The following is a 13,585-nucleotide window of genomic DNA, read 5'->3' as shown; positions in this document are numbered from 1 at the left end:
GTAGATCGCCTTGCCCGGATCGTAGTTCCGGACGGGGCGATTTTTTTAAAGTTCCCTTATTTATAGGAAATGACGTATATTAAAGTATACATTCGAACTTCATACAATTACATTTAGATAACATACTAACATGCAAAATGTAGGAGTTTAGACGTTGGATTGCGCGGTGGGACTGGTGCATGCCAGTCGCTTTCACTTCGAATAAAGGAGAATATAAAGGCATGAACATAAAAGCTTTTTTAGGAGCTAAAGCCTATTTTATAAAAATGGTTCTTTGGATTAGCATAGCTATTTTGATTCTTGTTGTTGTACTTTCAACGGTCATTTATATTAATTCGCAAAATCTTTTGGTCAAAAATGAATATGCAGCCAATCAAAAAATACTGTATCAGGTCAAGTATAATATGTCTTTTATGGATCAAACGATTTCCAATTTATCGAAATTTCTTTACTTGAACAGCGATGTAACCGCTATCATGTATGCGAAAAAGGAAGATATGATTGAAGTGTCAAGCCACATGTCTAAAGTCGTTAGCTCTGTCACTTCAGCTATTCCTTATATTCACTCTATTGGCATTTATAATCGAAATTTGGATCATTCCTATAGCACGGGTTTTCCTTTATTTTTTAAAGATCAGATGCTCTTCGATTTTATTAATTCGGATCAAGCGCTGCCTAAGTTGAAACCGATTTTCCGTGATATCAAAAAACTAGTAAACGGGGTAACCGAGTCTGAGTATGTATTCTCCTATTTCATATACGAAACGACAGTGAGTGGGGCTAAGCCGGATGGTGTTGTCGTTATTAATGTTAAGCCGGAGTGGTTGCTGGAGAATATTAATCAAATCAATATGATCGATAAACAAAAGGGAGATAACGTATTTATTCTAGACCAGGCTGGCGAGTACTTGGATGATAGTACCAATGACCCTGCAATCAAGAAGTGGCTGAAAACTGACTTTTTGGAGTATAAAACAGCACATCCACAGGCTGATCGAGATGGTTTTTTTCAAAGCAAGCATAGCGGAACGAAATATTTAGTCACGTACACAAATGTCGACAACACGGGGATGACGCTGTTAAAAACGCAGCCTGTTCTTGAAATTTATACCTATATCAACAGCTTAAGAAATAGTATTATCATCATCACGCTCATTTTTCTTGTCATGGCCATTGTGATTTCTATTGGCATATCTCGGAAAATATATGGGCCCGTGGGGAAACTGGTGAATTCGATTATGTTGGATCGGATACGGAGATCGGACAAAGACGAGGTCGTCGATGAGATCTCGTATTTGAACACCGTTTACAGACAATCCATGGAAATGCTCGATCATTATGATAAGGAAAAGATGCAATATAAAGATGTCATGAAGCATTATTGGTTAAGCAGACTGCTCACGGAAAGTTTATCGATCGGCAGGTCGGAATTGGAAAGCATTTTTAAAGAAATGAGGATTTCTTTAGTTTTGGATGGTTCCTATGCCATATGTGTATTGAAAATTGATAACTATAAGGAATTCCAGCATGCGTTCCATGCCAAGGATAAAGACACGATTCGCTTTGCTATGATCAATATTGCATCAGAAATTATGGCTAGAAAGTACCCGAACGAAGGACTGGATATGAAGGACGATCATGTCGTCTTGATTGTAAGTATTCCGGAAGAAGATGATCAGTTTCAATCACATATCCATTCACTTATCAAAGAAGCTCAAGAGAATGTTTCCCGATTTTTTAAAATCTCCTTTACGGCATCGATTAGTGAAAAGACGAGTCATATGCAGGAATTGAATGGCATGTATCATAAGTCTCTCGATCAGGGGATGTATCGCTTATTACTAGGGCATTCCTCGGTCATAACATACGAAACGGTTAAGAAAAATGTGGAAAGTAAAAAAACGGGATATTCCAAAAATCATGAGGAATGGCTTGTGGAAGCGATGAAATCGAGCAACACCGCAGCGATAGAAGAGGTTTTGGGGAATATATTTGAAGAGCTGGGCACGCTCAACTATCACAATGCTTTAGTCTCCATCATAAGACTTGTGGATGCAGTCATTGAGACATTAGAAGAAATGAAAGTGACAGCTGCGCCATCTTTGCACATCTCTTCGATCAGCCGCAATATTTTGGAGAAGGAGACGATTGCCGAGATTCATCGGATCATAGTCGGTGCCCTGCAAGATTCGTTCAAAAAAGATTTCGAGGGAAATGCCAATAAACTAAACTACTTTTTGGTGGATGCGGTCACGGAATACATACATAACCATTATCAAGACCCTACCTTGAGCTTGACTTCGATTGCTTCGATGATGAAAATATCGACAAGAAATTTAAGCAAGACATATAAGGAAGCTACCCAGATATCGATTCCTGATTTTATCAACGAGTTTCGATTAGCCAGAGCGGCAGACCTTCTTATCCAAGATGACCTTAGTGTGTATGAAATTGCTGAAAAGGTCGGGATCTTGAATGAAACTTATTTTTTCAGTTTGTTCAAAAAGAAATATAAGGTCACACCGAAGGAATATGCCTTGCGGAGAAATATGACGAATTTGATTCAAAAGTAAAATATGAAAGCTATTGGCTAGGTTCATTTCACCTGATATTCGGCAACGGACAGACTAGCGTAATCGCCTACAAGTTCACCTAACCCGGCAGGGACTACGCGGCATACACGATGAGCATGAGGGAGCGCCTCCCTTTGAAGTTCCTCAAGTGCGAAAGCTTCAAGCAGATCGCGCTGCCTGGCATACATGCTGCCAATGACGATTAACTCTGGGTTTAGAAGGTCCACCAGGACAGATAGCCCTCTTCCAAGCTGTACCCCTACAGTACGAAATACTTGTAAGGCTAAAAGATCCCCTGCTTGCGCGGCCTCCGCGATCTGCTGAGCGGTCAACGAGTCCAATTGCGACTCGGATCGGCAAAAGCTCGGAGGCTGCCCAATCTCCAAAGCTTCCGCGGCTTTCATTCGTCCCAATTGGGCGATGCCGCCTCCGCTGCAGAAGCCTTCGAAGGAACCGGCTTTGCCATAACCGATGGGTCCTGTAGGCTCAAGCCTCATATGACCGATCTCACCAGCCATATCATTGGTCCCCGTATATAGCTTGCCATCGAGAATAAGGCCAGCGCCCATACCCGTACCGAAAGTCAGGAAGATCATATTCCGGGTTCCAACGCCAGCACCCCAGCGCCATTCTGCCAACGCACAGGCATTGGCATCATTCTGCAAGCCAACGGGAACACCAAAGTGTTCCTTGATTAACGAAGTAATAGGAATGTGATCCCACCCTGGCAAATTCGGTGGTGAAAGGATGCCCCCTGTTTTGCTGTCAAGCGGCCCCCCGCAACTGATGCCAATCGCTGCGAGTGAACCACCTTGTTCTAGCAATAATTGCTCTAAGACTGAAATAAGCTTCGTGATGGTCTGATACGGATCTTTGGGAGTGGGAAATTGAACTTTCCCAAGTAGCGTAATCTCATTATGATCCATCCGTCGCCCGACAGTAACGGCACACTTGGTTCCTCCAATATCAAAGCCAGCAAGGATCATGCTCATCCGAAAAACTCCCTTTCCAGCATCGTACATAGGATGTGATAAATCGGTAGGTGACGCTCCTGGATATCTGGTGTTCGCTCCCAAGGCACCCTAATGGTCACGTCGCATAACTCCTTCAATCGGCCCCCCTGTTTTCCGGTTAATCCGATGGTACGCATTCCTAACGCTCTCGCGGTTTGGACAGCTCGAAGGACATTCGCGGAATTCCCGGAAGTGGAGAGAGCTAGGAGGACATCTCCCTTTTTCCCATAGCCATACACTTGTTGGGCAAAAATCATCTCCGGTTCTACATCATTAGCATACGCGGTTATCAAGGCAGCGTGATTGGTAAGTGAAATGGCGGGGAGCGCCTGCTGCAGATGATCTGCTAAATAGTCCCCTTCTTTTTCATCCCATTCTTGGATTAAAGAACCACGGAATGATAAGGGGACAGGCCTTCTGGATAGAAAGCCTTTCATCAGCTCACCGGCAATATGATCACAATCGGAGGCGCTTCCCCCATTGCCGCATAGTAGCATTTTACCAGATAAATGGAAAACGTCTGTGCATAATTGGAAGGCTGCAATAATGTCAGATGTACAACCTTCCAAGTCTGGGTATCGCTCTACGAGTAGTTGCATATAGTTTTCGAGTATCAATTTCTCCATCGAAAAAACCTCCTTATCGACCGATCTCATCGGCTCGGAAATCGTTAGAAATAGCGGCAATTTGCGGCAACCAGCCTTTATATGTTTCCAAGGAAAACGCCGGGAAGCCAAGCAGATAGTGATTGCCATAGGTTCGTCCATTGAGGTTCCATTCCAATAGAAACAATTGCTGATTGGAATGGGAAATTGGGATTTTCCCAAGCTCGGAAGTCCCGTTCGACTCCACCTCGAACCTACCTTCCATAAGCGTTTCTTTGGAATCGGCATCCCAAATGCGATATGAACCAGCAGCGGATTCTCGGGAGTCATTGCCTACGGCTACTCGCACATGCCAATTCTCAGGTTCATCGATCATGATGCAGACAGGGACTTGGCTTCTTTGGATGTAATGAAAAGCCAACTTCTTGCCATAGTAATAATCAACGACGGCATCTGAGAATTGCGGCCAACCGTCAATCATATTCCACCAAATGATCCCTGTTTTCCGCCATTTTTTGAGCCGAGTCGTCTCGATGAAGAACTTCTTGGCCTCAGCTTGGGAAATTTGCGAAGCAAGTAAGAAGTCTTCCATGGATTCAGGAATAGCCCCAAACAGCTCTTTAATTTGATTCGCCATTAATTGGATCCGTGTCGCGTTATGTCCTTCATAGCCGCTAACTGCCGTTGCGTGGGCGACCCATTGCTCATCCTTACTGTTAAATGGCCATAGATGATCGTGTTCGATGAACTTCTGAATTGACGATAGATTCGGACAGCCGTGATAGCCAATTTCAGATATAAAATGGTCACTACTCGTCTTATAATAGGAACTTTTATAATAATCCCGCGGCCCCCAAAGATGCCGTTCAGGAGCTAGGTTCATGTTGCCTGATCGGATAACCTCAGGTGACAGATAGGGAGAACTTGGCAAATAAGCACGGTGAGGATCATAGAGCTGAATCACTTGCGGAAGCAGGTTACGGGTAATGGAATTCACATTAGGATCAGACAACCCATACCACCCATAAGCCTCGTCGCATTCATTATCCCCGCACCATAGGACAAGCGAAGCGTGGTTCCGTAATTTGCGGACAACAGCGCTTGCTTCAAGTCGCATGGACTCGCTGAACTCAGGCGTCTGTGGATAGACAGCGCAGGCCATGGCAAAGTCCTGCCAGACCATCAAGCCATGACGGTCGCAGAAGTCAAAAAAAGCATGATCCTCATAGACATTGCCTCCCCAGCAACGAACGATATTGCTGCCTGTTTCAGTGAACAGCTGGAGAGCCTTCTCGTAGCGGCTGGCGTCTCGGCTATGAAACGCATCCATCGGCACCCAATTTGAGCCTTTGCACATGATCGGGGTATGGTTGACTTTAAATAGAAATTCGCCGCCAGCTTCAACCGTGGTTGTTTCTGTGCGAATCAATTGAACTTGACGAATGCCGATCCGCTCTGTACGTGAAGCGAGTACACGTCCTTGATGAATCAGTTCGGTGGTAACCTCATAGAGATGAGCTTCCCCGTATCCATTTGGCCACCAGAGCAGGGGATTCTCGATGGATACGGTCAGGGAGCCGACGTTGAATAAGACGGGCCTACTCATCTGAAACTCGGATGTACCTGATTTACCTGTTATCCGAATCTCCAATCCATGATAAAAATAAGCAGGATCTGTGGCCACTCGGTAAAATAATCCGATTTGTGCAGCTGAAAGATTTTTATCTACAGATAGGGTATAGAAATAAAGGTCGGTCAGGGCATGATCCTCACATGCGACCAACGATACGGATCGCCAAATGCCCGCAGACACTGCGCGGGGCATAATATCCCATCCGAAGCTATGAGCGGTCTTCCGTACGAATAACTGCTCGCTATTGGTGACCTGTCCATAGCAAATCGCATCGGTGCTGCGCTGCCCTGCCTCGATAATCGGCGAACGCAACCGTACAAATAGCGTATTCTCACCATCGTGCAGGAGCGACTTCGTTGTTTCGAGACTCACCTCAATGAACATATTGTCGCTGGAGCCAAGCTCTTCGCCGTTCAACCAGTAGGTTGCGCAGCAGTCAACCCCTTGAAACACCAGTTCGGTTCGCTTGCCCGCCATCGTCGGCGGAGCGGTGAACGTTAAGCTGTACCACCACTCATAGAGCTCGTAAGGGCGGAGTTCATTGATATTCGTTCCCAAGAAGGGCTCAGGAAGCAGGCCGCTCCTTACCAAGTCGAGCTCGACATTCCCTGGTACTTGAGCGTTAATACAAGGCAAAGCTAAGCTGTTCAATTCATCTGGATGGTGGACCTGCCATTCTCCTTGCGGAAAATAAACAAGCTTCCATTGACCGTCCAGGCACAGTTCTTTTGTCATTTAAAAACCTCCTTCAATTAAGTGCCAATGGATCCATTGTAAAAGGGAGGCTCGGATAAAACTTGCCGTATGTTCAGAATACTTGCACGATTATCGGATATGACTCATTTTGAAGTAAAATGCCCAATGTGTAATGTACTTTCGCGAAATCATCACCTAAAGTGGAGTTGTGTGGCAGGTAGGAAGGCAGTATAAGTAATCGAGAGAAATGAGGTCGTCACATGGTTACGAATCATTATGAGATTCACCGCCAGATTCCAGATTTGATGGCTTCCAATGTAACAAGACATCCAATGGATTTGAAATGAGGCTGACCTCGGGTGAATATGATTTTACAATTGAAGGAGTTGTGTGCCCATGAATCCAGAGAGCCGCAAACAGACTGCGGAAGCATTCATTTTTGTAAAAGAAGAGAACGTGTCTATTCGATACCGCCCTTTAGTCAAGCAGGGTATGGTATTGCGGAGTCATGCGGATGAGGATCATCCGGGCAATATCAATTACGGAGAGGGAATAGACTATGTCGTCGATTACGATCGCGGTGTCATTCGCCGGACGAAGCAAAGTCAAATCCCAGATTGGTCCCGTCACGAATTATACGGCCAAACGGTGTTTGATCATGCAGCGTTCAAAAACTGCAGCAATCGTGAATTTACCGTGTATGGGGATTATCTGTATGAGAACGATCCGTTTACGGACAGTTTCGTAGCCCACGATAGCGGAAATCGAGCCGGGATGGAACGCTGGCTTTCCAAATTGCAAACCGGCGAGGAGAGCTCAATCGTTGTTTTTGGTGACAGCATTAGTGCAGGTGGGGAGGCGAGTGAAGAAAAGTTTATGTACTTCAACCGTGTTCATCAATTTCTCACTGCATACTATCCGCGCAGCCAAATCCGTCTGTTGAACAAATCAGTCGGCGGTGAAACGAGCAAAGATGGAATGAATCGCATACAGCGCGATGTCATTGCTTTGGACCCTGATCTCGTGATCATCGGATTCGGCATGAACGATCAGAACAAATATGGGGATGGGGTGGGCGTTCCGCCGGCGGATTTTGAAAGTATTCTCCGTCAAATGATCGAGGCCGTCAAGAAGTTGGACAGCAGTGATCTTGTGCTCGTGACGCCTTGCCTGCCGAATCCGAAATGGTGGTATTCCAGTGGATTGACTGGCAGGTATGCGGAAATCATCCGCCGGCTGGGCCGGGAATACGGTGTCGGCGTAGCTGACGTCACTGCGGTTTGGGAGCAGGAACTGGCAGCTGGCAAATCGCCGGGAAGTCTGCTCCTGAACAATATCAATCATCCGAATGATTACGGGCACTGGCTGTATTTCCAAGCTTTTGTCCCGCTGCTGAAAGCTTGAGAAATCAAGCTTTTTTGTCATAAGGTAGAAAAGAAAGAGGTTAGGATTCCATCCCAACCCCTCTTCAAGCCACTAAAGTTTGAATTACACCAAAGGACCTGAGTCAGAGCCTTTTTTTACCATGTTAGCGTATAAATTTCCGGGCACCAGATAAAACCTAAGGTACCTCCCTCGTTCGACGGGCGCTAGCGCACAAATACTGTGCGCAAGGGAGGTACCTCCCTCGTTCGACGGGCGCTAGCGCACAAATACTGTGCGCAAGGGAGGTACCTCCGTCGTCCGACGGGCGCTAGCGCACAAATACTGTGCGCAAGGGAGGTACCTCCGTCGTCCGACGGGCGCTAGCGCACAAATATTGTGCGCAAGGGAGGCACCTCCGTCGTTCGACGGGCGCTAGCGCACAGTATGCGCTGCAGAAAAACCTGAGTCAGAGCCTCAGGTTTTTCTTTTCATTGGACTCCTTCACAGAACCCGCCGACCAGCACGCGGAGACACCCCATATTTACTTTTAAAACAACGGATGAAGTAAGGCAAGGAATTAAAGCCGGATGCTAGTGCTATTTCCGTAACGGGTAAGGAGGAATTGTGCAGCAACCTATGGGCATATTGAAGCCTATGGTCCTGGACATATTGTTGAAAGGATTGACCGATGATGGTACTGAACTTTTCGCTGAAATAGTTCGGGCTCCACGATGTGTGGGCGGCTGCTTGTTTCAGTGTAATGGGTTCGCGGAAATGGAAATCGATATAGTTCAAGGCTTTGCGCAGCTTACTTCGCTCAGACACATCGCTGGACGAAGTCTCTATGGTACTCTGGGGATCATTCGGAATCATACGCAGCAGATCAACAAGCAATCTGTCCAATGTGGCACGGATCGCTTGTTTTTTGCCGATTTGAGATGTCATGCTTTCCGCCAATAATCGGCGGCATTCCTTTTCGATGTCAGCCAAATGTTCACCCTCGCAGCGGACGGACAAGCGATTCGGCTGCCTAAAGAGCAAGAGTCGCAACTCCTCATCGAGCCACTCCTCGGTAAATTTCAAATTAATTAAACGAAGAGGAAAACCAGGATCAGGAGTAATGGTATGGAAATCGACAGGGGTTAAAAGATAAACCGAGCCGGGGGTGAGTCGGGAGGACTCTCCGTTCAAAATTTGTGTGCCTTTTCCAGATAAAATAATCTCCATCTCAAAAAATTCATGGCCATGCAAATCGTGAAACCGACTTACTTCATACTCGGAGATACTGAAATGAAAAGACGGAGTAAGAAATTCATCGATCATATAGCGATAGGGCACTACTACTTTTCGCATGTTTACGCTCCTCTCCATGTCTTCCCATGTGTGTAGTATACAGTATCATTCTCCTAAGGTGGAGGATACAATGCAGTTTCCTTTCTATGCCTACGAAGGTTAGAGGAACTCACTTGAATTGGAGTTTTCTATCCTCAAGGAAAGGCAGCTTACCTACACATTTTTAGAGGAAAGTGCCTAGTTCATAATATACATTCCCTTGGGCATCACCTAAAGTTGGGATATCGACCAAGATGACAGTCAAAATTACAAAGCTAGGATGTGTTGGATGGATGGTAAGAATTTTCAAGAAAAATTTCGGAGTGACCCTGCTGGCACTGCCAGGTTTCCTGTTGATTTTGCTCTTTAATTATGTGCCGCTTTACGGATTGCTGCTTCCTTTTAAAAATTATAAGTACAATCTGGGGATTTGGAATAGCCCTTGGGTAGGGTTAGACAATTTCGGATTCCTATTTAATGGCAATGTACTTTATCGTGTTCTGCGCAATACTCTCCTGTACAACATGGTATTCATTATTTTGGGGACGTTTCTCTCCATCGTCATTGCCTTATTGTTATTTGAGCTGAGTCGGAAATTTGTAAAGGTGTATCAAACGATTTTGTTCATTCCTTACTTTATTTCCTGGGTGGTTGCTGGCTTTGCCTTCAGGGCGTTGTTTGATATGGATCACGGTGTTATCAATAGCATCTTGGTTGCTGTGGGTAAAGCACCCATCCTCTGGTACAGCGAACCTCAGTATTGGCCATACATTTTGGTGGCAGCTGCTGTTTGGAAGGGACTCGGATATGGATCTGTCATCTATTACGCTGCTCTGATGGGGATTGATGCTGAGTATTATGATGCTGCGAAAATCGATGGAGCAAGTAAGTTTCGCCAAGCATTTTCGATCTCAGTTCCAATGATCAAACCCATGATTACCATGTTGGTTATCCTTCAAATCGGAAGTATCTGCTACAGTGATTTCGGTTTGTTCTACAATGTGACGTTGAATTCATCCTTGATCTATCAGACAACAGATGTCATTGATACTTTCGTTTATCGTTCTCTGATTGATATGGGGGACATTGGGATGGCATCGGCAGCGGGATTTTTTCAATCGATCGTCGGGTTTTGCCTCGTTTTGTGTACCAATACTATCGTGAGAAGGATTAATCCTGAAAATTCACTTTTCTAAGGAGCATCGACTATGAATCCTCAAAAAGCCATTCGGTTACGACCTACACTAACAACGGGTAAATTAGTGATTCATATCCTATTTATCTTGTTGTGTGCCGTGTGTGTGTTTCCTTTCCTTGTCATTATCGGCACCTCGTTTCAAACGGAAAATGACATTATCAAATATGGGTATTCCATGATCCCTAAGAACTTTACGTTAGATGCGTATAAGGTGATTCTGCGTGAGCCAACAGTTCTGCTGAACTCTTATCTGGTTACGATCGGTACGACGGTCATCGGTTCTTTGATTGGGATGTGGGTGACCACGACCTACGCTTATGCGATTTCGCGCAAAGATTATTCCTACCGTACGTTCCTTGCCTTTTTCATCTTCTTCACGATGCTCTTTCATGGGGGGATGGTTCCTTCTTATATTCTCATGGTGAAATGGTTGGGACTCCGCAACAATATCCTGGCACTCATTTTGCCGTATCTGATTAGCGGTTGGTTCGTGCTCCTCATGAAAGGATTCTTGCAGACCATACCGGATGCCATCATCGAGTCAGCTAAAATGGACGGCGCAGGCGAGCTGCGAATATTTACGCAAATTGTTCTGCAAATATCCAAACCGGCATTGGCGACCTTAGGTCTGTTCTTTGCACTCCAGTACTGGAATGACTGGTGGCTGACCTTGCTCTACATGGATCAGAACAATTTAATGAAGCTGCAATATTTACTTATTCGTGTTCTTAAAAATATGGAGTATTTGAATTCCAGTGAAGCCATTCAGTATGGACTTGTGAAACCAGGTATGCAAGTACCTTCATTAACTGCTCGCATGGCGATGTGTATTTTGGCTGCAGGACCGATGCTGCTTGTTTTCCCACTGTTTCAGAAGTATTTTGTTCAGGGGTTAACGGTAGGTTCTGTCAAAGGTTAATAGTTTCAGGTGCAGGAGAAACGCGCTGCGTCTGTAAATTATATAAAGACAATATAAGGGAGGCAATCCACGTGAAAGGTCAAAAAACAAAAGCGTCAAAATGGTTTGGACCAGGAACATCCGTCTTGCTTGCAACAACGATTGTGATTAGCGGCTGCAGTACGGATAACAAAACGAGTGAAAGCGCTAGTCCAGCAGCTAGTAGTGCAGCAAGCACGAGTCCGACGAAAGATTATGTGGATATTAGCTGGTACATGCCAAAACCGATCGACAATATGAAGGATCAGGAAGCGGTTGAAGCGGCAGCGAACAAACTGATCAAGGAAAAATTGAACGCCAATGTACACTTTAATTTAATTGATAATGCGGGCTGGGAAGATAAAATCAAGTTGAAATCAGCTGCTGGCGAGCCTTATGATCTTGTATTTACTTCCAATTCTTCCAATAACTTAAATGCGAATGTGCAAAAGGGTGCCTTTATGCCCCTCGATGACTTATTGCAGAAGTATGGTCAAAATATTTTGAAGAAAGTAGATCCTCGTGCTTGGAAAGCAGTTACGTATAAAGGGAAAATTATGGCGATTCCTGCACAGACCCCTTACAGTCCGGCATCTGCGTATGTATTTAAAAAAGATTTAGTTGAAAAGTATAAATTTGATTATAAGAGCGTCAAGAGTCTTAGTGATTTAGAGCCATTCTTAAAAACAATTAAGGAAAATGAGCCGAACATGATTCCAGTTATTGCGACGGCCAATGGAGCTACCTCTGGCGTAGGATTACCCGACTATACAACAGTTGTAGGTGGAATATCTTTTAGCGAGAAGGATGGTAAATTCGTCAAAACACTTGATATTCCACAGAATTATGAAAATTATCGAATTATGAATGATTTCTATAAGAAAGGCTATATTGCCAAAGATGCGGCGATCAAAACGGACTATTTGGCTGAAGCGAAATCCGGGAAATATGCCGTGTTGCGCGATTCAGGCGGTTATACCGAGGATGGGTCGAAATCGACGAGCACGTATGGATTCCCAACGGTTGAAACATTTAGCTCACAACCAACGATTTCAACTGGCTCTATGACAGCAGCAGCGACAGCGATTAGTGCAACGTCGAAGAATCCAGAGAGAGCGATGATGCTGCTCGATTATATTTGGAGTGACAAGTACTTATTAAATACACTTGCTTATGGCGTTGAAGGTAAAAATTACATCGTTAAATCGGGTACGGTTAAAGATGCTAACCCAACGATCGAGGCTAAAAGCGGTGCTGAACAAACATGGGCGATTTGGCACAACTGGCTTGGGCCGCTTTGGGATCAATGGGATTCCAACTGGAATTCAACGAAAGCCTTAGAAGCGATGAAAAAAACAAACGACAACGGTAAGGCATCGGGTCTGCTTGGATTTGTCTTTAATAATGAGCCGGTCAAGACCGAGATTGCGCAAATCAATGCGGTTAATAAAGAGGCGAATCCGATCTTTACGACGGGATCCATGCCGGATTATCCGAAGTACGTCGAGGACACGAAGAAAAAGCTGGTGGAAGCTGGTATAGACAAAGTGATGGCTGAGATCCAGAAGCAATATGATGCTTGGAAGGCAGATAATAAATAAAGTTAAACTCGTGACAACAATGACTCTACTAATTTAAAGTAGGGTCATTGTTTTAATAAAAGCTAATCCAATAGGAAAGGGAATTTATTGTATGCGCATTCATTTTGACTTTCCAGTCAACGGATGAGCGATGTATGGGGTTGCGATGTGGGAAGGCTATCCGGAGTGGGACTTGATCGATGGCAAGCTTCAGTATTCCGGGATACAGCCTAATATGAAAGAAGCTATCAAATGAGAAATTCTAAAATGGGTCTGGACATGTACACTAAACCAAGCAAAAAGATCAAGCTCACATATAATAGGGACATCATAAGGATAAGGGTTGATTCAGATGCCATCTATAATCGGTACCTCAAAAGTAGTCACTAACTCAGGAAACATAATCAACGGTGCATCATTAATAATTATGGCGCCAACTCAAATCTCCAAATCTTTCAATGGGGCCGACGCCAGCATTACTGGTGCCCACGCCATGACGTTTTCTTTCTTTAGCGTAACGATAACGTTGAGTCCGAACGGTAATGGAGAGTTATCAAAGCATCGAAGAAAGCGCACTCGAACTGGCTTGACGGTTAAATCACGAAATGGGTATCAACCTAGTGCGAAACCATCCACTTGACCATATATTGGTA

9 protein-coding genes are annotated in these 13,585 nt (G+C 44.8%); 5 read left to right on the top strand and 4 right to left on the bottom strand.

Features of this window, described 5'->3' with window-relative positions:
* Window positions 1–221 precede the first annotated feature (221 nt).
* Window positions 222–2,573: an AraC family transcriptional regulator gene (locus AB4114_RS04500; protein ID WP_441987335.1), complete on the top strand. Its 2,352-nt coding sequence runs from the start codon at window positions 222–224 to the stop codon at window positions 2,571–2,573.
* A gap of 23 nt (window positions 2,574–2,596) precedes the next feature.
* On the opposite strand, the gene AB4114_RS04495 is transcribed toward AB4114_RS04500, so the two are convergent.
* Genes AB4114_RS04495 through AB4114_RS04485 form a run of 3 tightly spaced genes read right to left on the bottom strand, consistent with a single transcriptional unit; the run spans window position 2,597 to window position 6,559 of the window.
* On the bottom strand, window positions 2,597–3,565 hold the full coding sequence (locus AB4114_RS04495; RefSeq protein ID WP_441987334.1) for an ROK family protein: 969 nt from the start codon (window positions 3,563–3,565) through the stop codon (window positions 2,597–2,599).
* On the bottom strand, window positions 3,562–4,212 hold the full coding sequence (locus AB4114_RS04490) for a D-sedoheptulose-7-phosphate isomerase (RefSeq protein WP_441987333.1): 651 nt from the start codon (window positions 4,210–4,212) through the stop codon (window positions 3,562–3,564). Before AB4114_RS04490 ends, AB4114_RS04495 begins: the two co-directional genes overlap by 4 nt.
* 13 nt (window positions 4,213–4,225) lie before the next feature.
* On the bottom strand, window positions 4,226–6,559 hold the full coding sequence (locus tag AB4114_RS04485) for a glycoside hydrolase family 2 protein (RefSeq protein WP_441987332.1): 2,334 nt from the start codon (window positions 6,557–6,559) through the stop codon (window positions 4,226–4,228).
* 357 nt (window positions 6,560–6,916) lie between these two features.
* On the opposite strand from AB4114_RS04485, the gene AB4114_RS04480 reads away from it, so the two are divergent.
* Entirely contained in the window at window positions 6,917–7,924 is a 1,008-nt protein-coding gene (locus AB4114_RS04480; protein WP_441987331.1) for an SGNH/GDSL hydrolase family protein, read from the top strand.
* A 462-nt stretch (window positions 7,925–8,386) separates the two neighbouring features.
* On the opposite strand, the gene AB4114_RS04475 is transcribed toward AB4114_RS04480, so the two are convergent.
* Window positions 8,387–9,238 carry an AraC family transcriptional regulator gene (locus AB4114_RS04475; RefSeq protein ID WP_441987330.1) on the bottom strand — a complete coding sequence of 284 codons (852 nt, stop codon included), beginning with the start codon at window positions 9,236–9,238 and terminating at the stop codon, window positions 8,387–8,389.
* A gap of 272 nt (window positions 9,239–9,510) precedes the next feature.
* On the opposite strand from AB4114_RS04475, the gene AB4114_RS04470 reads away from it, so the two are divergent.
* From AB4114_RS04470 to AB4114_RS04460, 3 genes are all read left to right on the top strand, one after another.
* On the top strand, window positions 9,511–10,413 hold the full coding sequence (locus tag AB4114_RS04470; protein WP_441987329.1) for an ABC transporter permease: 903 nt from the start codon (window positions 9,511–9,513) through the stop codon (window positions 10,411–10,413).
* A gap of 12 nt (window positions 10,414–10,425) precedes the next feature.
* Complete coding sequence (locus tag AB4114_RS04465) at window positions 10,426–11,334, top strand: carbohydrate ABC transporter permease (RefSeq protein WP_441987328.1); 909 nt, start codon at window positions 10,426–10,428, stop codon at window positions 11,332–11,334.
* 71 nt (window positions 11,335–11,405) lie between these two features.
* A complete protein-coding gene (locus tag AB4114_RS04460; RefSeq protein ID WP_441987327.1) occupies window positions 11,406–12,953 on the top strand; it encodes a DUF3502 domain-containing protein in 1,548 nt (515 codons plus the stop codon).
* Window positions 12,954–13,585: the final 632 nt, after the last annotated feature.

It is taken from the genome of Paenibacillus sp. 2RAB27 (assembly GCF_052115445.1).
In the GTDB taxonomy this organism is placed as follows: domain Bacteria; phylum Bacillota; class Bacilli; order Paenibacillales; family NBRC-103111; genus Paenibacillus_E.
Note: the sequence above shows the minus strand (reverse complement) of the source record. Positions and strands in the feature narration are given on the sequence as shown.